This window comes from Deinococcus arboris, from assembly GCF_009755355.1.
In the GTDB taxonomy this organism is placed as follows: Bacteria; Deinococcota; Deinococci; order Deinococcales; family Deinococcaceae; genus Deinococcus; species Deinococcus betulae.
Genome location: NZ_WQLB01000010.1, coordinates 101,316 through 119,613 on the forward strand (window position 1 = coordinate 101,316; position 18,298 = coordinate 119,613).

General features: G+C 66.1%; 16 protein-coding genes. 4 read left to right on the forward strand and 12 right to left on the reverse strand.

Annotated features, from left to right (window positions below):
- Positions 1-45 precede the first annotated feature (45 nt).
- The 7 genes from GO986_RS09735 to GO986_RS09765 form a co-directional block, all read right to left on the reverse strand.
- Positions 46-387, reverse strand: coding sequence for a hypothetical protein (locus GO986_RS09735; protein ID WP_157459095.1), 342 nt, complete (start codon positions 385-387; stop codon positions 46-48).
- Between the two features lie 85 nt (positions 388-472).
- Positions 473-2,509: a molybdopterin oxidoreductase family protein gene (locus GO986_RS09740; protein ID WP_157459096.1), complete on the reverse strand. Its 2,037-nt coding sequence runs from the start codon at positions 2,507-2,509 to the stop codon at positions 473-475.
- Positions 2,510-2,759: 250 nt separating this feature from the next.
- On the reverse strand, positions 2,760-3,152 hold the full coding sequence (locus GO986_RS09745) for a VOC family protein (RefSeq protein ID WP_157459097.1): 393 nt from the start codon (positions 3,150-3,152) through the stop codon (positions 2,760-2,762).
- A gap of 11 nt (positions 3,153-3,163) precedes the next feature.
- On the reverse strand, positions 3,164-3,577 hold the full coding sequence (locus GO986_RS09750; protein ID WP_157459098.1) for a VOC family protein: 414 nt from the start codon (positions 3,575-3,577) through the stop codon (positions 3,164-3,166).
- Position 3,578: 1 nt separating this feature from the next.
- Positions 3,579-5,042, reverse strand: a complete 1,464-nt coding sequence (locus tag GO986_RS09755) for a DHA2 family efflux MFS transporter permease subunit (RefSeq protein WP_157459099.1) — start codon at positions 5,040-5,042, stop codon at positions 3,579-3,581.
- Between the two features lie 20 nt (positions 5,043-5,062).
- Positions 5,063-5,608 (reverse strand): DUF4287 domain-containing protein, encoded by a 546-nt coding sequence (locus GO986_RS09760; RefSeq protein ID WP_157459100.1) that lies wholly within the window; start codon positions 5,606-5,608, stop codon positions 5,063-5,065.
- Positions 5,609-5,614: 6 nt separating this feature from the next.
- Positions 5,615-6,028: a VOC family protein gene (locus GO986_RS09765; RefSeq protein WP_157459101.1), complete on the reverse strand. Its 414-nt coding sequence runs from the start codon at positions 6,026-6,028 to the stop codon at positions 5,615-5,617.
- Between the two features lie 169 nt (positions 6,029-6,197).
- On the opposite strand from GO986_RS09765, the gene GO986_RS09770 reads away from it, so the two are divergent.
- The 3 genes from GO986_RS09770 to GO986_RS09780 all read left to right on the forward strand — a co-directional run bounded on the left by GO986_RS09770 (position 6,198) and on the right by GO986_RS09780 (position 8,941).
- Positions 6,198-6,842, forward strand: coding sequence for a winged helix-turn-helix transcriptional regulator (locus tag GO986_RS09770; RefSeq protein WP_157459102.1), 645 nt, complete (start codon positions 6,198-6,200; stop codon positions 6,840-6,842).
- A 47-nt stretch (positions 6,843-6,889) separates the two neighbouring features.
- The gene (locus tag GO986_RS09775) at positions 6,890-7,348 is read left to right on the forward strand and encodes a hypothetical protein (protein WP_157459103.1); all 459 of its coding nucleotides are present in this window, start codon (positions 6,890-6,892) and stop codon (positions 7,346-7,348) included.
- A gap of 66 nt (positions 7,349-7,414) precedes the next feature.
- A complete protein-coding gene (locus GO986_RS09780; RefSeq protein WP_232337706.1) occupies positions 7,415-8,941 on the forward strand; it encodes a hypothetical protein in 1,527 nt (508 codons plus the stop codon).
- A 6-nt stretch (positions 8,942-8,947) separates the two neighbouring features.
- On the opposite strand, the gene GO986_RS09785 is transcribed toward GO986_RS09780, so the two are convergent.
- The 4 genes from GO986_RS09785 to GO986_RS09800 form a co-directional block, all read right to left on the reverse strand.
- The gene (locus GO986_RS09785; protein WP_198170558.1) at positions 8,948-9,769 is read right to left on the reverse strand and encodes a phosphotransferase family protein; all 822 of its coding nucleotides are present in this window, start codon (positions 9,767-9,769) and stop codon (positions 8,948-8,950) included.
- Between the two features lie 22 nt (positions 9,770-9,791).
- Positions 9,792-10,601, reverse strand: coding sequence for a 2,5-didehydrogluconate reductase DkgB (gene dkgB / locus GO986_RS09790; protein WP_157459105.1), 810 nt, complete (start codon positions 10,599-10,601; stop codon positions 9,792-9,794).
- A 53-nt stretch (positions 10,602-10,654) separates the two neighbouring features.
- Positions 10,655-11,050 (reverse strand): hypothetical protein, encoded by a 396-nt coding sequence (locus GO986_RS09795; protein WP_157459106.1) that lies wholly within the window; start codon positions 11,048-11,050, stop codon positions 10,655-10,657.
- An 80-nt stretch (positions 11,051-11,130) separates the two neighbouring features.
- Positions 11,131-11,346 carry a hypothetical protein gene (locus GO986_RS09800; protein ID WP_157459107.1) on the reverse strand — a complete coding sequence of 72 codons (216 nt, stop codon included), beginning with the start codon at positions 11,344-11,346 and terminating at the stop codon, positions 11,131-11,133.
- Between the two features lie 78 nt (positions 11,347-11,424).
- Between GO986_RS09800 and pnp the strand changes: the two genes are divergently transcribed.
- Positions 11,425-13,590, forward strand: coding sequence for a polyribonucleotide nucleotidyltransferase (pnp, locus tag GO986_RS09805; protein ID WP_157459108.1), 2,166 nt, complete (start codon positions 11,425-11,427; stop codon positions 13,588-13,590).
- Between the two features lie 395 nt (positions 13,591-13,985).
- Here the strand turns inward: pnp and GO986_RS09810 are convergent, their stop codons facing one another.
- Positions 13,986-18,056 (reverse strand): beta strand repeat-containing protein, encoded by a 4,071-nt coding sequence (locus GO986_RS09810; RefSeq protein ID WP_198170560.1) that lies wholly within the window; start codon positions 18,054-18,056, stop codon positions 13,986-13,988.
- Positions 18,057-18,298 lie beyond the last annotated feature (242 nt).

Here is an 18,298-nt window from a genome sequence, read left to right on the forward strand (position 1 = left end):
GGCGCTACGAACTCCTGGGTCTTGCAGGTCTCACCTACTCCTGATTTACGAAACCCACACAGACTGAGATTGCCCATCAGGCCCAAGCTCGTAGCCGCATCCATACTTGGGCCCGAAAAAGAGCTCAACGGTAAGATGCCCATCGGTTGGATTGCGGGCAAAAGAGCCTCGGCCGATGTCAAACAGCAGAGGTGCCTGACCTGAGCGGCGGGGCCCCTCCGCCCCGGTGTGCCAGATCTGCTGCACCTGCATAACGTAGAAACGCCGCCATGCCAGCAGATCACGTAGCTGGACGCCACTGTGATCGAAGTACCAGGCACGAATCGGCCACTCCTGCTGTTGCAGCAGGAAGCCATTGGCCGACCATTCGAAAGGCTCTTCAGTCAACCAGAGCGCCTGAGGACACAATGACTCGTAGCGGTACCAATCGGCATACAGCAGGTCCAGTACCTCGCGTGGAGGAAGGGTCAGCCTAGCCCTCCACCGGCACCAACCGGATGCGGGTGTTGTGAAAGGTGCTGCCGCCGCCCAGGTCAGTCAGGGTCTGGGCGGTCAGCTCGTTGATGCTGGTGCCGTCGGGGGCCGACAGGCCCCACCAGGTGCCTTCCACCACCGCCGTGCCCGGTTGCGTGACGTCGGTGACTTTCACGCGGCGGCGCACGGCACCGATCTCAGATTCCAGGCGGGCGTAAGCAGCGTCATGCAAGCCAAACTGCTGGGCGTCGTCAGGGTGGACCAAGACGTGTGGCTCGCCGCCCTCGGCGCGGTTCAGGTTCTCCAGGTTGCCGTAGGTGGAGTTGAGAAAATGGTGCGCGGGTGGCGTCAGCAGGCGCACCGGGTACTCGGTGTTCAGTGCCGCCTCTGGCTCGCGGTGCTGGGGAGCCGGTGAGAGCTGCACCTTGCCGCTGAGGGTCTCGGCGCCGTGGGCATAGGGCAGAAAGAGATCGGGCAGATGAAGACGCACGCTGCCCTCGGCCTTCAGACGCTCCGGGGAAATGCCGGCTAGATGTGGATGGTCGGTGGTCAGCAGGTCGCTCAGCAACTCATCCACGGTCCAGTACACGCTGGGTTCAGTCACGCCCAGGCGGCGGGCCAGCTCCTGCATCACCCAGGAATTGGGGCGCGCCTCGCCGGGGGCGGCCAGTTCGGCGCGGTTGTAGCCCAGGTAATGATGCCCGTAGCTGGTGTACACGTCTTCATGTTCGGCGAAAGTGGTGGCCGGGAGCACGTAGTCAGCCAGGCGGGCGGTGTCGGTCATGGCCTGTTCCAGCACGACCACCAGCAGGTCGTCGCGCTGCAGGCCCGCGCGGACCCGCCCCGCGTCAGGGGCCACCACGGCGGGGTTGCAGTTGTAGATGATGGTCGCGCCAAGACCCGCCTCGGGTTGGAGGGCGCGGGCATATTCGTTCATGTTGACGTGCGGTGTCTCAGCGCGAATCAGGTGAACAGCGCCCAGCCGGCGGCGGTTGAGCTTGAAGGCCCCACTGGCACTCAGGGCGCAGCCGCCGCCCCGCCAGCGCCAGTCACCCGTCAGAGCTGGAATCAGGGTGACGGCACGCAGATTGGTGCCGCCGTGTTCATGGCGGGTCATACCGTACCCCACCCGGATATAGGTGGGGCGGGTGGTGCCGATGGCGCGCGCAAACTCGCGCACGGTGTCGGCGCGCAGGCCCGTTACCTCGGCGGTGCGTTCCGGGGGCCACTCGGTGGCGGCCTGACGCAGATCCTCTGCGCCCACCGTGGCCTCTGCAAGGTAGGCCTCGTCGGTCCAGCCGTGCGCAAACAATTCGTGCATGACGCCCAGGGCCAGCGCGGCGTCGGTGCCAGGCCTGAGTTTCAGGTGCTCGTCGGCAAAAGCGGCGGTGCGGTTGCGGTACGGGTCCACCGCGAGAATGCGTGCCCCAGCCTTGCGCGCGGCCGTCAGGTGCGGGGTCAGGTGGCTGTTGGTGGACAGCGAATTGATGCCCCACAGCACGATCAGGCGGGCGTGCGCCACGTCCTGCGGGTCCACGCCGTAGCGCGTGCCGTAGCCCAGTGCCCAGGCCTCACCGCCGGCCGTGGCGCAGATGGTCTCGTCCAGTTCGGGGGCGCCCAGTGCACGAAACAGAGCGTGCACATGGGTGCCTTCCATCAGCCCCATGGTGCCCGCGTAGTTGTAGCGCAGCAGGGCCTGGGGGCCGCGCGTGTCCAGCAGCGTCCGCAGGCGGCTGGCAATGTCGTCCAGCGCTTCATCCCAGGTCACGCGCTGCCACACCGGGGCCTCGGTTTTGGCGTTCAGGCGCCGCAGGGGGTAGAGGGGCCGCTCGGGGTGGTTGGCGCGGGACGGGTAATGCACCGTCTTGGCGCAGGCAAAGCCGCGCGTAACCGGATGGGTGGGGTCGCCGGTCAGCTTGGTCATCCGCTCCTGGTTGTCCTCGCCGCGCGTCAGGGTCACTTTCAGGCGGCAGGCGTCGGGGCAGTCCAGCGGGCAGGTCAGCAGCACATCACGCGAGGCGGGCAGGGCCGTCATAGCCGGCAGTTTAAAGCGGCTGCCTGGGCCGCACTCAGAGCCACTTTACACAGGAGGCAGCAGGCCAGATCAGCCTGGCCGCAGGGTGAGCCCCCGCGCGGCCAATGCGGCCCCGAGCACATGCGGGGCTTTTGGACTCACGCCCCAGCGCTTCTCCTTTGGTCAGGCAGGCCACCCCAGACAGAGTGGTAACGCCCCTGGCAGCCAACGCCGCCGTCGCGGCCCAACGCGGTGGGCAGCGCGTCCCCCTTTACGGCACGTTCAGCTGCCACGACACGCCAAAGCGGTCATTGACCCAGGCAAAGCGGGTGCTAAAGCCGTAGCTGTCCGGCGGCATCAGCACCTCGCCGCCGTCCGACAGGCCCGCGTACAGGCGCTTAAAGTCGGCCAGCGCCAGCCCATCCACGAACAGCGACAACGACGGGGTGAAGGTAAAGGCATGCGAAATCGGACTGTCCGAGACGCGCAGGCGCTGGCCCGCCAATTCGACCTCGGCGGTCAGAATGGTGCTGGGGGCGCCTGGCCCGTCGGCGCCGTAATCCTGGCGGGCGATCACCTGGGCGTCTGGAAAGAGCGAGAGATAGAGGTCCAGCGCCTCGGCCGCGCGGCCTTCGAACATCAGAGCGGGGGTGAGCTGAGTCATAGGGCCTCCTGTCAGAGTCGGGCGCTGATTTGTTGCACGGCCCAACCGTTGCCATCGGGGTCGCTAAAAAAGAGAAACCCACCGTTGTTCAGGTCTTCGCCGGGAACGGCGGGGCGGGCACCTGACGGCCCCAGGACCTGCACTTTACTCACTGCCACGCCCCGCGCTGTCAGTTCGGTGTGGGCGGCCCGCACGTCATTGACGACCAGTTGCAGGCCCCGCAGCGACCCCGGCGCCATTTCGCTCAGGCCCTCGCCCAGCACCACCGAGCACCCCGAGCCGCGTGGGGTGAGCTGCACGAGACGCTGCCCCGCACCCAGTTCGGTGTCGTGGTCCACCACAAAACCCAGCCCGCCGGTGTAGAACGCCACCGCCCGCGCCACGTCGCTGACCGGCACCACCACCACTTCCAGGGTCCAGTTCATTTCAGTCTCCGGGATGGGCCAGGGGGGCTGCGTCGTCGGTAGGAGAAGTCTGCGGCTGGCGTGTGGCCCGCAGCCCCAGGGCCAGGCCCGCCGCCAGCACGCCCACGCCCGCCGCTGCCAGAAAGGCCAAGTGCAGCCCGGCCACCTGGGCGTCGGTGGCAGAGGCACCGGCCGCAGTCAGCTGGGCGGCGCGCCCCGCCATCAGCGCCACCAGCAGGGCGGTGCCGGCGGCGCCCGCCACCTGCTGCAACGTGCTGAGAATGGCGCTGCCATGCGAGTACAGGTGGGGCGGCAGCGGCGCAAGGCTGCTGGTAAACACCGGCGTGAACAGCAGGGCCAGACCCCCACTAAGGGTCAGGTGCAGGGCCAGCAGGGCCCAGATGGACGTACCTACGTCAATCCGGCTCAGGCCCAGCAGCACCGCCGTCATCAGAACCGTGCCCGGCAGCGCCAGTGGCCGCGGGCCAATTCGGTCATGCAGCCGCCCCACGGTGGGGGCCAGCAGCCCCATCAGCAGGCCGCCCGGCAGCAGCAGCAGGCCGGTTTGCAGAGTACTCAGGCCCCGCAGATTTTGCAGGTACAGCGGCAGCAGAATCATGCCGCCGAACAGCGCCACCATGGCGATCACCAGCAGGCCCACTCCCAGCGCGAACTGCGGAAACCGGAAAGCGCGCAGGTCCAGCAGCGGCTCGCCCCGGCGGCCCAGCACGACCTGCCGCCCCAGAAACGCGGTCAGTGCCACGGCGCCCACCAGCAGCGGCGCGCCCGTGGCCAGGGTCAGTCCACCCCGGCCCCCCTCGCCCACCTGGCTGAGGGCGTAGACCAGGCCGCCAAAGCCCAGCGCGGCCAGGGGTACCGACAGCAGGTCCAGCGCCACCGGGCGGGGCGTGCCCACGTTGCGCAGGGTACGCGCGCCGTAGGCCAGAGCGGCCAGCGCCACCGGCAGCACGAACACGAACAGAAAGCGCCAGGGCAGCACCTGCAGGATCAGGCCCGAGAGGGTGGGGCCAATGGCCGGCGCCACCGAAATGACGATGCTGAGATTGCCCATGACGGCCCCGCGCTGGCGAACCGGCACCAGGGTCAGCACAGTGGTCATCAGCAGGGGCAGCATGATCGCCGTGCCCGTCGCCTGCACCACCCGCGCCAGCAGCAGCGGCACGAAGCCTGGCGCCAGCGCGGCCAGCAGCGTGCCCACGCAGAACAGGCCCATCGCGGTGAAGTACACGGTGCGGGTCGCCAGCCGCTGCAGCAGGAAGCCGGTGACGGGAATCACCACCGCCATCGTGAGCATGAAGGCCGTGCTGAGCCACTGGGCCAGGCGGGCACTGACGTCCAGGTCGGCCATTAAGCGTGGCAGGGCTACGTTCATAATGGTCTCGTTCAGGATGACCACAAAGGTCGAAATCAGCAGCACCAGAATGACGGTGCGGTCGCGGGGGGTCAGGGTGTCAGGCGGGGTCATGGGAGGCCTCCGGGGCAGGGTCAGCGGGCCTGGTACGCCGCGCTCAGGGCGTCCAGCAGGGCGGCGGCCGGCTCACCTGGGCTGGTCAGCCGCAGGCGGTGGGTCACCATCGTGTTCCAGGACCCGGCCGGTTCGAATGGGGCGGCAGGCACCTGACCAGGCAGGCGCAGGCCCACATCGGCGCCCTTCACGCCCGGCTGCAGCAGAGCAAACTTCTTGCCGCCCCGGGTCAGGCTGAGATACGTCTCGGTGGGCGCCACGCCCACATCGGGGCCCAGCGCCTGCACGTGGGCCAGCAGCGCCGTCCAGAGGGGCTGCCAGGCCACCTTCTTGCCGCTGAACATGGCGGCTATGCGCTCCTCTGGGGTGGCTTGCCGGGTCTCGGCCTTGAGCAGCGCCGCCGCCACCGCAGTGGCGTGCCCATGCCCCAGACCGTGCTCGGTCTTGAGCCAGGTCACGATCTGGCCGTGTTTCTCCAGGCCTTTGGCGCCGGCCAGCTCGCGGAAATCGGACACCGTCTTGCCGGTCTGGGCCTGCACCGTATCCAGGTACGCCTGAAACGACATCGGCGCTCAGCCTCCCTGAACGGCTTCGGCGTTCAGCAGCCAGTGGATGCCGTACTGGTCGGTGAGGTGGCCAAAGGTGGAACCCCAGAACGACGGGCCCAGCGGCTGCGTGACGGTGCCGCCCTCGGCCAGTTTTTCGAAGGTGGCGTGCGCCTGCTCGGCACTGTCACACTGCAGCATCAGCGAGACCGACTGGGTGCGCCCCGTGTCCTGCGTCATATCCGACGCCAGCAGCGTCAGGTCGCCGGACACCAGCCGGCCGTGCAGGACATGGTTCTGCATCTCGGGGGGCAGCTGGGCTGCGACGGGCGAGGCTGCCACAGTCATCAGGTCCAGGCTGCCGCCCAGGCAGACCTGGTAAAAGGTCATGGCCTCCTGGCAGTTGCCGTTAAAGCCGAGGTAGGGCTGAAGCTGGGGCATGGGACTCCTTCGGCTGTTCGGGGCGTGGGTGTCCAGTCGCCACGCCCGCGCGTGACGGGCTGCGATTGTGCCCGAACTTCCTTTATCTCGTTTAGCTTAGAACATAATGCTCCGCAATTGCAAGTCTTCACTCCGTTTTCCGGAGGAGACCCGGTACACTGAGGGTTCAATGCCTGGAAAGCGCGTCTACGATGATGGCTGCGCCGCCGCCCACGCCCTGGATCTGGTGGGAGAGCGCTGGGCGCTGCTGGTCGTGCGCGAACTGCTGTTGGGCCCGCGCCGCTTCACCGACCTGCAAGAGCAGCTGCGGGGCATCAGCCCCACGGTGCTGACCCAGCGCCTGGGTGACTTGGAAGAGGTGGGGGTGGTGCGGCGCGAGCAATTGCCGCCCCCGGTCAGCGCACGGGTGTACGCCCTGACGCCCTGGGGCCGCGAACTGGAACCTGTCTTGCAGGCGCTGGGCCGCTGGGGCGCCCGCTCGCCTGGCCGTCCGGCCCAGGCCCCCATCAGTACGGCGACCCTGCTGACCGCCTTAAAAACCATGAATGGGGGCAAACTGCCTGGGGCGACCGTGGCCCTGGATCTCGGGCCAGAGGGGCAGTACACCGTGCTCCTCCGGGGGCAGACGGCGGAAGTGACGTCTGGGCTGAGCCTGACAGCCGAGGTGACCCTCACGGGCCCGGTGGGTGCGCTGGGCGCTGTGATTTTCGGCGGGCAACCGCTGGACAAGATCATAAAGGTCGCCGGCGACCGCGACCTGGCCGAGCACTTCGTCCGGGCCTTTCCGCTGCCGCCTTCGGTTGAGCGGAGCTGAAGGGCACCCGCCTCTGCGCGCCTTTCCCCGGCGCCATCATGGGTCCTATGACGGCGGACCCACCCGATGCAGCCTCGCTGCTGGCCGACCTGACCTCCCGCGATCCGCAGCGCGTGTGGGCCGCTTCCCATGCGGTCATTCGGCTGCCCGTCGCGGCGCGCCTCCCCCTAGTGCCGCACCTGGCCGCCATCCGGCAGGCCACTGACGGTCTGGACCTGGGCGGGGCCTTTTATTCCAACAACGATCATTTGCGCCAGGCGCTGCGGACGCTGAAGGCGGCGCGCGACGGACGCTGCTCCTGCACGCTCTATCCGGGGTACCTGTTCTACGACCCCAACAAGGAACAGGCCAGCGGCGCTGTAAGCATCCTCTCGACCTCGCCGCCCGACTGGAACATAACCTACCGCTGCCAGTGTCGGGTCTGCAGCACCAAATACAACGTGGAACAGGGTGAGTACCACTACACCTGGTGGGACTGGAAGCCCACGACCCGTTCTCAGGCTTGAGGATTGCTGAAGCTCAGCAGTGCTTACCCTCAGCGCCGCCGCACAGGATTCCCCTACGGTCAGGGTATGGTTCCGCTGCAACGTCTGACCGCCTGCACCGCTCTGCTGCTGGTTGCTGCCGCCTCCGCCCAAACGCCGAATGCGGCGGCCCTGCAGGCCCTGGGCACCGCATACGCCACCTACCTAAGCGCCGGGCGCCTGCGCGACGACTGCGCAGCGCGCGATCCGGGCACGGCGGCCGCCACCAAACAGGCGTATGCCGCCTGGCTGAGCGCCCAGAAGCTCGAAGGCTTTGACGCTGGACTGCGCAAACGTCTGGGCGACGCCAACGTGACGCAACTGCGCTCCAGCCTCAACCCCCAGTTGGACGCCCTGGTCGGTAGTATGCGGACCCTCGGGACGGCAGCCCAGGTGTGTGCCGCTTACCGCGCGCAGCTCAAGGGTGACACCTTCGACGTGCGCGGCAAGGTGCCGCAGCTGAATACTCTGCTGGGCACCGGGACTGCGGCCGGGACGACTGCGGCGACGACCACCACAACTAAGGCTGCGCCGGCCTCTACTGGGCCCACCGTGCGCTACACCGTGGCGCAGCTGTCCTCCCTGGCGGGGCAGACGCTGGCCGCCCTGCCCAAGACCACGTCCAGCAGCGTCGCCGAGCAGGCGGTGGTGACCAAGCTCCGCGCGCTAGGGCCGCAGGTCGCAGTCACGGGCACCGTGCAGCGCAGCCGCTCGCTGACCCAGAGCGACGACCGCCGCGAGGTCAAATGGTCGGTGTACTGCTACGACATGGCCGGCGACGCGGCCGACCCGCCCAAGGGCCAAACTGTCACCGTGGTCGGCCGCGTGCGCGAGTTTGACCGAGATACCTCTCTGACGCTGGAAGGGTGCCGCGTGGTCAATCCGGCCGGCCTGAAAGCCTCAACCCTGCCCGCAGCAGATGTGGGCTGGCGCTTCAAGAACCAGCCCGCCGAACGCTTTCTGGTGGCGGCGGGGCAGGGCCTGAAAGACAGCGAGGTGCTGGGCGTCTACACCACCCAGTCCAGCGGCATTGGGGTGGGTGGCATGGTCATCGTGACCTTCCCGCCGTACCTGTTCTTGAAAGACGGCACGGTGTACAACGACCCCTCGTGGGCGCCGAGCAGCTTCAACGCCAAGCTGTCACGGCAACTCGAACCCCAGAAATGGGGCAAGTGGACCCGGCAGGGCCAGAACTTCCAGATTCGCTGGGGCGACGGCGAAACCGAGACCTTCGAGGTGCAAGACGCCATCAAGCCGGCGGCGGCCGGGCTGAAGCTGAGCGGCACCTACGCCTCGCTGGGCGGCGGGGGCAACACGGCGATGGGCGGCGATGTGATGGTGGCCGGGGGCAGCGATTACACCTTCAAGCCGGACGGCACCTTTACTGGGGGCCGCTTCGGGGGTGCGTCCACCTCGAACATGGCGGTGGGCAGTCAGTCGCGCGGCGGGGGCCGTTACAGCATTCAGGGCTACGGCATCACGATTAAGCCCACCAGCGGCCCGGAACAGCGTCTGCTGTTTTACCGCTTTGGAGACGCCCTGCACATCGGCGGCTCGGACTTCGTGCGGGACTGACGCCGCTTAGCCGGGGAGACTGACCGCGAAGGAGCGGAGCGCCGCTTCGGTAAAGGTCCTGTGCCGTTCTCGCAACTGCTGTTCCAGGGCAGCGGGCAGGCCCCAGGTGTGCAGCCGGCCGCAGGGCCGCAAGGCGACGCGCAGATCCCAGTAGGGCAAGTCGGTCAGGGCCTGCCCGCTGAGCGCTGTGTAAGTCTGTGTGAAAGCGTCCATCGCCTCCTCACCTTGAAAAAACAGGAGTTCCAGGCGGGTATTGCCCACATCGGCCAGCGGATGACCCAAAGCCGCGTCTTCCCAGTCGATCACTGCCGATAGCTGCCCGGCGTGCCACAGGGTATTGCCGGGCCAGAGGTCGCCGTGCAGGAGCGTGGTCTTCCCCACTGGCCTGGGGACCGTGACCAGCGCCGCCCTGAGCCGGCCTTCTGACAGCGAGTCGTCCAGTTGCGGCCCGGCTGCGGGGACTTCGCCCAGTGGCGCCAGCGGCCAATCCACCGGGGGCAGTGCCTGAAGCCGCGCCAGAAAGGCCGCCAACTGAACCGGGTCGGCGCCTGCCTCAGTGCCACTGCGGCCCTCCACAAAGGCTGTAATCATTCCCCCTGGCGCCTGATAGAGCGGCTCGGGCACCGGAAGGCCAGCGGCCCAAAGCCGGCGCAGCAGGGCCGCTTGCTGTGCCGACGTACCTGGCCCCTGCCGCACCACCACGCGGCGCGCTGGCCCTTGACCCAGAACCACCTCACAGGCGGTGACCGTCGCCGACACGCCGCCCGGCAGACGCTGAAGGCGCTGGACCTGCACTTCCGGATGCCAGGCCCGCAGCAGGCTCAGCACGGAGGCAGTCCCTCCATTCAGCCTAATCCCACTGGGGGCGGGCGCTTTCCGGGTTGGCAATGCGCGCCGCCTCGCCCTGCTCCAGCCCCTCGATCTGGGCCATGTCCTCGTCGGTCAGCTGCAGCGTCTGCGCAACTAGGTTGCTCGCCAGGTTTTCACGTTTGGTGCTGGAGGGAATGACGCTGTGCCCTTGCCGCAGGGCCCAGGCAAGGGCCACCTGCGCGGGCGTGGCACCGTGCGCGCGGGCAATGGCCTGCATCACCTCATCGTTCATCACCTTGCCCACCGCCAGCGTCATGTACGAGGTCAGGTGAATGCCTTCCTGGCGGGCAAAAGCCACCAACTTACGGTTTTGGAGGTAGGGATGAATCTCGACCTGATTGGTGGCGAGGGGCACATCCCCCAGCACCGCGCGCGCCTGTCGCAGCCCAGCAATATTGAAGTTTGACACGCCGATCTCGCGGGTCAGGCCCAGCTCATGCGCTTCGGCCAGGGCAGCCAGATATTCCTCGGGCGGCACTTCCCCATTCGGCACGGGCCAGTGAATCAGGGTGAGATCCACCTGCTCTAGACGCAGCTTGTCGAGGCTCTGGCGCAGGCTGTCCAGCAGCGCCTGGCGGCGGTAGTTGGCGGGCTTGATCTTGGTGGTGACGTAGACCTCAGTGCGCGGCACACCGCTGGCCTGCAAGACCTCGCCAATCTCGGCCTCGTTGTCATAGCCCTGGGCTGTATCAATGGCGCGGTAACCCAGGTCCAGCGCGTCGGCCACCACGCGGCGCACCACATCGTCTTTCAGTCGAAACGTGCCCAGTCCAAATGCCGGTACAGTCATGTGTCGTCCTCCTGTGTGGCGCCCAGGATAGGGCACGGCTAGCACAGTCAGTTCTAGGGACCGTTGCCCTCTAGACCGCGCCTACGCCAGCCCCACGACAACGCCGCGTCACGGGTGTCCAGGACGGAAAACCGGGTGGTCCAGGTCAGCTCGCCCAGGGCCGCGTCCACAGTCATCTGGCCTGTGGTCCACAGCGCCCAGCCCCACAGTGGCGCCAGCAGCCAGGGCAGGAAGCGGTGCCTGGCCCGCAGGATACGCCGCAGCCCGTGAACCGCCAGGCCACACACCAGCGCGTAAACCGCCCAGTCCAGCAGCAACGGCCCCAGAAAATAGGCGTCGTATTCGCTGGACACCAGGCCCCAGTGGGTCAAGGGCAGAGGAAAGCCGTACTGGTAAAGCGCAGCGTAGCCCTGGTCCCACTCGGCCTTTACATCTGCGGTGGTGCGCATGGTGAGGGCATGGACCAGACTCCAGGACAGCGGTAGGGTCCAACGCAGATGTACCAACAACGCGGCGCGGCCTGAACGCGTCACTCCAGCTCGAAGCGAGACGGCCAGTGCACGAAAGACCCCATCACCAGCAGACCACCCAGCAGCGCAAGCGTCTGGTCCCCTATCAGCAGCCACAAGGCCATCAGGAGAGCGCCCAGAACACGAAACACCCAGCGCCAGAAGCGCCAGGGGAGGTCTAGGTTCGTCACAATCTGAATCAGACCTTCCAGCAGGCAGCCCAGCGAGTCTCTCACGTCATTCCTTACGCGTCCTGCTTTCCAATCGTTGCCGCTGTCCGGCGCGGCATGACCGTGCGGGATAGACTGAGATTCATGATTGGAAAGACATACACGACGATGCTTGGCAGCCAGGAGCTGAGCATCGAAACCGGCAAGCTCGCCAAGCTGGTGAGCGGCAGCGTCACCCTGCGCTACGGCGACACGGTGGTGCTAGTCACGGCCCAGGCCCGCGCGGAAAAAAGCACGCTGGACTTTCTGCCACTGACTGTGGAATTTGAGGAGCGGCATTACGCGGTGGGCAAGATTCCCGGCTCGTTTCACCGCCGCGAGGGGCGCCCCGGTGAAAAGGCCATTCTCTCGGCGCGCATCACGGACCGCCAGCTCCGGCCCCTGTTTCCCAAGGGCTACCGCCACGAAACGCAGGTCATCATCACCGTGCTGTCGGCGGACGGCCAGAACCTGCCCGACGTGCTGGGGCCCATTGGCGCCTCGGCGGCCCTGAGCATCAGCGACATTCCCTGGCAGGGGCCCACCGCCTGCGTGCGCGTGGGCCAGGTGGACGGTCAGTTTGTGCTGAACCCCACCACCGACCAACTGGCGCACAGCCGCTTGGACCTCGTGGTGGCCGGCACCCGCGACGCCGTCATGATGGTCGAGGCCGGCGCGCAGGAGGTCAGTGAAGAAGACCTGGTGGCCGCCATCGAATTTGCTCACGCCGGGATGCAGGGCGTGCTGGACCTGATTGAAACCATGCGCGCCGAACTGGGCCAGGAGAAATTCAACTTTCTGGCCGACGGCGACCTCAGCACCGACCTCGTGCCGGAACTGGCCGAGCAGGCGCGCGCCGCTGGCCTGCGCGACGCCCTGCTGACCGGAAAGAAAAAGGACCGCAGCGCCGCCATCCGCGCCCTGCGTGACCGCCTGATTGAAGCGCGGATTCCAGCAGGCGAGGTCGAGGGCGCCGAGGAGCGCATCCTGGCCCTCAAGTCGGCCTTCGGCAAGGTGGAAAAGCAGGAGTTGCGCCGCCTGATTCTGGATGACGACCTGCGCGCCGACGGCCGCAACGCCAAGACGGTGCGCCCCATCTGGATTGAGGCCCGCGCCCTGCCCCGCGCCCACGGCAGCGCCATCTTCACGCGCGGCGAGACGCAGGTGCTGGGTGTGGCGACCCTGGGCACCGAGCGCGACGAGATTCTGATTGACGACCTGACCGCCGAAACCGGCGACAAGTTTCTGCTGCACTACAATTTCCCGCCGTACTCCACGGGCGAGGTCAAGCGCATGGGCGGCCAATCTCGCCGCGAAATTGGGCACGGTAACCTGGCCAAGCGCGCCATTCGCGCGGTGCTGCCCTCTTTTGAAGAGTTCCCCTATGTGCTGCGTCTGGTGGGCGAGGTGCTGGAATCGAACGGCTCCAGTTCGATGGCGACCGTCTGCGCGGGCACCCTGGCCCTGATGGACGCGGGCGTGCCCATCAAGGCGCCCGTGGCCGGCGTGGCGATGGGCCTGGTTATGGAAGGCGAGCGCTACCGGGTGCTGACCGACATCCTGGGCCTGGAAGACGCGCTGGGTGACATGGACTTCAAGGTCTGCGGCACCGCTCAGGGGGTCACGGCGCTGCAGATGGACATCAAGGTGGGCGGCATTACCCCGCAGGTCATGCGCGAGGCGCTGGCCCAGGCCAAAGAGGGCCGTCTGCACATCCTGTCCAAGATGGCCGAGGTGCTACCCAGCCCGCGCGCGGAACTCTCCCCCACCGCGCCGCGCATCATCAGCCTGAAAATCAACCCCGAGCTGATTGGCAAAGTCATTGGGCCCGGCGGCAAGCAAATCCGTGAGCTGGAAGCCATGGGCGCGCAGATCACCGTGGAAGAGGACGGCACCATCCGCGTGTTCTCGGCCGACGGCGCCGCCGCACAGGCCGTCAAGGCACGCATTGAGGGCCTGACCCGCGAGGCCAAGGTGGGCGAGGTCTTTACCGGCACCGTGGTCAAGACGGCACCATTTGGGGCGTTTATCAACCTGTTTGCCGGTCAGGACGGCATGCTGCACATCTCGCAGATGAGCGAGGAGAGGATTAACGCCGTTGAGGACATCCTGAATGTGGGCGACACGCTGCAGGTCAAGATTGCCGGGATTGACGACCGGGGCAAGATTGACCTGATTCGCCCAGAACTGGAAGGCAAGATTGCCCCGCGCGAGCCCCGCGCGCCGCGCCCCGGCGGCGACCGGGGTGGCCGTCCACCCCGCCGCGACTGAACCCTTATGCCCTCTTGCCCCCGGCCCCAGTGGTCGGGGGTTTCGTCTCTCTGGAGTCGCCCAGCTCCTTCAGCTCTGACCTTGTGCCTGAGACGGACTCAGATTGAATCGTTTTTGCAAACGATTCAATCTGAGCGGAGCGAGAAGGAGCAAAACGGGTTCCGGGCGTGGAGTTTACAAATCGGAACAGAACCGATTTGCAAACGAAACAGACGGAATCCGTATGAGATAAGGGCGTCCTTGATGTAGCTGGCGTCTAGGGCATGAGGCCGTGGCCTCGACACAGCTCCTCCTGCTGCGCCCTCTCTCAAAGTCCGTCTGCTCCAATTGGGCCTGCTTGGCTCACAGCAAGGCGCCCCTCCAACTTGCGGAGGGGCGCCTTGAAGGAACTGTGCTTAGCGGATCGTGGCCTGGAAGCAGGCCGTCACACTCTCGCCCGCCAGCAGGGTGCCCAGGCCCAGGGTCATGGTGCCCCGGCTGAAGGTGCCGCCCGTGGTGGTCAGCGTGCCGGTATCGGCGTCGGCCACGCTGGTGCGGTAGGTGGTGGTGGTCACGCCTGCCGTGGTCCGCGCCACGCGCACCCCAAAGCCGGTGGCCGTCGTGGGTTCATCGGCGTCGTAGGCCGTGGTCAGGGCGTTCACGTTGCCGGGGACCTGATCGGTCAGGGCGTAGCCGGGGAGATCGGCACCGCCCAGGTTGGTGGTGTCCAGGCAGTATTCCAGCACCTCGCCGGGCTTGCCGCCGCCGGACGTGCCAAACGCGCTGTTGGTGGTGACATTCCGCACGCGCTTGGTGATCTCGTTCAGCACGAAGCGGGTGGTGACCGGGGCTGAGGTGTTGTTGGCTGCGTTCGTGTCGCCCGTGGCCGAGAGGCTGGCCGTGTTCTGGGCGCTCTTGACCCCGGCCGCAGGGCTGATGGTGGCGGCGGCCGGCGCTGTCACGTTCAAGGTCAGGACGGTGCTGGCGTTGCCCGCCACGCTGGCCAGCGTCCAGGTCACGGTGCGGGTGCCCGCGTTGTAGCTGCCGCTGTTCGTGGCGCTCACGAAGGTCAGGCCGGTGGGCAGGACGTCGGTGACCGTGACGGTAGTGGCCGGCGTGGCCGTGGTGTTGGTCACGGTGATGGTGTAGGCGAAGGCCTCACCCGCCTTGGCAAACGCAGGGCCTGCCTTGGTGATGGCCAGGTCCAGCACCGCGACCGGAGTGACGGTGGTCACCGTGGCGTCGTTGGCCGTCGCGGTGGCTGGGTCATCGGTGACGGCCGTCAGGACAGCGCCGTTGTCTCGGGTGCTGACCGTGCCCTGGTTCGACACCTGGGTGGGCGGATTGGCAGTATTGACGGTGACGCGGAACTTGATGATCGCCTCGCGGTCTGTGGTGTCGGCAGGCGTCTGATCCACCAGCAGCGAACCCACCTGCTGACCGGGGCTGTTGATGGATTGACCGCTCTGGGTGTAGGGCATCACACCGCCCGTCGCGTCGGCCACGGCGGTCCCGTTCAGGGTGGTGGTGCCCGCCACATAGGTGGTGCCCGCTGGAATCTGGTCCAGGAACTGGGTGTTGCCTGCCGCCACCGTGCCCGTGTTCTTCACCGTGATGGTGTATTCCAGCGTGTCGCCCGGCTGCACGGTGGTGCCGCCGCCCACGCGCGTGGCGGTCTTGATGGCGCTGATGGTGCGCGTCAGGCTGGGGAAAGTGCAGCTGGCCAGGTCAGTGGCGCCGTTGTTGGCCGTGCCCACAGGAGTCGCAGTGAACGCCCGCAGATCCACGTTAATCATGCGGCCCGAACCCCCGCGCCCGAACAGGCCGTTGGGCGTGGCGCCAAAACCCCCGTAGGTGCCCACGATATCCGCGTCGGACAGGCGACCCAGGTAGATCAGATTGTTGTTGGCCGTCTCGATTTCCCAGAAGTCCAGGAACCCATCGGTGCCGGTGCTGCTGAGCAGAAAGAGGTTGCCACGGTTATCGGCGAAGAAGTCGCCGCTGGCGCCCAGGGTTGGCGCCGTGGCCGGCAGGCGGGTCAGGGCCGGCAGCGCGGTGTAGGTGGGGGTTGCCGTAGTGGTGAAGCTGTACAGGTTGCCGCCGCCGTCCATGACGTACCCCACGTCATTTGAGGTCACCGCCATGCGCACGTACCGGCCGGTGGGCGTGGGCAGCGCCTGCCCCTCGGTCCAGGTGTTGGTCGCCACGTCGTAGCTCAGCAGACGGGAGTCGGTGTCGCGCACCACGAAGAACTTGGTGCCGCCCGCCTTGATGGCCAGCGTGGCGCTAAAGCCGGCCGTCCCAGTGCCCGTGTTCGGCACGGTGGTAATCAGGTCGCCCAGCACGTTGGTGGTATCGCCCACCGCGCGAATCTCGTTGCCGTTGTTGGCGGTCGAGCCGCTGAAATCACCGCCGACCAGGGCGTAAAGGTTCGTGCAGGTCACCTGCGCGGTAACGGGAAAGGCAGCGGTAGAGGTGTTGTTGGTAGTAGGTGAATCGGTCACGCCGGCGGGTGCCGCGATGGTGGCCGTGTTCGTGACCGTGCCGTTGGTGCTGGCCGTGCCCGTCACCGTCAGGGTCACGTAATTAACGTTTCCTGTATCAACTGGCAGATTGGCACCTAGGCTGATGCTGTTGCCCGTGCCGCTGGCTGTGGCACAAGTGGCTGTGCCCGTCCCGGCGCAGGTCCAGCTCACGTTCGTCAGACTGGCCGGGACGGTATCAGCAATGGTGGCACCCGTCACGGCGCTGGGTCCGTTGTTCCTGGCGCGGATGATGTATGTCACGGTAGCGCCCTGGAAGGCGGAGGCCGGGCCAGTTTTGGTGATGGCCAGGTCGGCCACGAGATTCACGGTGTCTGCATCAGACGCCGAGTTATTGCTGGGGCTGGGGTCTACGGCGCCGCTGGGCGTATCCACGGTCGCTGTGTTCGTCACGGTGCCGCTGGTCGCGGTGATGGAGGCGGTCACGCGCAGTTCGTAGAACTGACCGCTGGCCAGGGCGGGCAGGGCGTAGCCCGTAGCGCCCTCCAGCTGAGCTGGGGTAGGCGTCGTCCCGGCCGTACACTGACCAGGGGTGGTCGAGCAGACCACGGCCGTTTTGCTCAGCCCAGAGGCCACCAGGTCTTTCAGGACAGCGCCAGTCACGCTATCAGGGCCATTGTTGGTCACGCGAATGGTGTAGCTGGTCGTGCCGTTCGGATTGACGGTGGTGGCGCCGTCGTCTTTGGTAATGGCCAGATCGGCGCGGCGGTTGATGGTTACAGCGCGGGTGCCCGTGTTATCAGCCACAGTGGTTGTCTCGGTCACGCCGCTGGTGGCGGTGGCGGTGTTCGTCACACTTCCAAATGCGGCGCCGTTGGCAGTGGCGGTGATGCGGTAACGCACGTTCTGGGTTCCCAACTGTGTGGCAATCGCGTTGGTGCCGCCCCAGACTTTGCCGTCCGGGTCAATACGGCGCACAGCTGGCGTGGTGATGGTCGTCACGCCGCCACTGACGCTGGTGGTTACGCCGGCCAGCGTTGCCCAGCTGGTGCCCCCGTCATAGCTGATTTCCGTGCTGTTGTATGTCAGGCCCTGAGGCAGAGTATCCACAGTCACCACATTCAGGGCTTCTGTGACGCCCTGCGCGTTGTCCACGGTCAGGATGTACTTCAGGCTGTCGCCGTTCGTCAATGTGGTGGCGCCACCCTCAATGGTCTTGACGAGGCGCACGTTCGCGTCGGTAGTGTTAGCCATCAAAATGACGTTGTAGAGGTTGACCTGTTCACCGCCGTTGCTTGACGAAAAGGCATTGATGGTGGTGGTGTCTGCCGGAATTAAGCTCGACACATTAAACGTGGCGATATCCAGGCCGCCCGTATTGGTGGTTCCTGTTTTGCTGGAGCCACCCTGAATCACTTCGGTGCCGTCTTCAGCTTCAACGGTGACGAGTCCGGTATAGATATCTGTGGCGGTTCGGTTTGTGGACGACAGCGAAGTGCGTGTGCCTGTTGTGCCCGGCCGAATCTGCAGGATGTCGTTCGTAGCACCAGTTGCGGGGTCGCCATCCATGGCAGCCACTGTCAGTTTTGTGACCTTATCAAAGGTAGGCGCGTTAGGCACCTTGAAGTTAGTGGCATTGATATCAGCCGTCGTGGTGGTATAGATGTAGTTCAGTCCGTCATAGAAAGAGATTCTTTTGCTTGACAGGCCTGGGTTCTCGTAAACGATATAAAGCGCCCAGCCACCATGAACGGTTACATATTGACAGTTGGCGCTATTGATCTGAATATTCAGACCATCCATTTCCATAGTGGCGTTCGGGGTCGCCGAGACTAAATTCGTGATGTCCGCTACGGCACCCATGTCGGCGTTGTCGAAGGCGCCCGTCCAAGTGCGGTTGGCTGTAACGGTACTGGCCGTGCCGTTCACAGTGAATGTCACCGTGTTATCTACAGCAGTGCCAGCGGCTTTAGAGGCAAACCAGTAAAGATAGGCGTTCTTCACGGTTGCCCCAGCTGGCACCTGCTGAGCGGCTCCACGCTGGGCAGCAGTCACGATGGCATCTACACCGACAACTTCAGCCGCCGCTGCAGCGGAACTTCCTGTGACTGTTCCACTGGCCGTTCTGATTGAACAGGCACCTGGGGGGCCAGCAGCGTTGCCGTTGGTTACACGGAAGCTGGCCCCCAGACTCACATAATCCACGCGCCCTGTAACTGTGATATCAGGATTTGGCCCAATCGCCT

Excerpts from the sequence above, each read along its gene's own strand:
- GO986_RS09780 (WP_232337706.1), top strand. The coding sequence starts at position 7,415 with ATGGTTCCGCTGCAACGTCTGACCGCCTGCACCGCTCTGCTGCTGGTT.
- GO986_RS09795 (WP_157459106.1), bottom strand. The coding sequence starts at position 11,050 with ATGCGCACCACCGCAGATGTAAAGGCCGAGTGGGACCAGGGCTACGCT.
- GO986_RS09765 (WP_157459101.1), bottom strand. The coding sequence starts at position 6,028 with ATGCCCCAGCTTCAGCCCTACCTCGGCTTTAACGGCAACTGCCAGGAG.
- GO986_RS09745 (WP_157459097.1), bottom strand. The coding sequence starts at position 3,152 with ATGACTCAGCTCACCCCCGCTCTGATGTTCGAAGGCCGCGCGGCCGAG.
- GO986_RS09770 (WP_157459102.1), top strand. The coding sequence starts at position 6,198 with ATGCCTGGAAAGCGCGTCTACGATGATGGCTGCGCCGCCGCCCACGCC.
- dkgB (WP_157459105.1), bottom strand. The coding sequence starts at position 10,601 with ATGACTGTACCGGCATTTGGACTGGGCACGTTTCGACTGAAAGACGAT.
- GO986_RS09750 (WP_157459098.1), bottom strand. The coding sequence starts at position 3,577 with ATGAACTGGACCCTGGAAGTGGTGGTGGTGCCGGTCAGCGACGTGGCG.
- GO986_RS09760 (WP_157459100.1), bottom strand. The coding sequence starts at position 5,608 with ATGTCGTTTCAGGCGTACCTGGATACGGTGCAGGCCCAGACCGGCAAG.
- GO986_RS09755 (WP_157459099.1), bottom strand. The coding sequence starts at position 5,042 with ATGACCCCGCCTGACACCCTGACCCCCCGCGACCGCACCGTCATTCTG.
- GO986_RS09775 (WP_157459103.1), top strand. The coding sequence starts at position 6,890 with ATGACGGCGGACCCACCCGATGCAGCCTCGCTGCTGGCCGACCTGACC.
- GO986_RS09740 (WP_157459096.1), bottom strand. The coding sequence starts at position 2,509 with ATGACGGCCCTGCCCGCCTCGCGTGATGTGCTGCTGACCTGCCCGCTG.
- pnp (WP_157459108.1), top strand. The coding sequence starts at position 11,425 with ATGATTGGAAAGACATACACGACGATGCTTGGCAGCCAGGAGCTGAGC.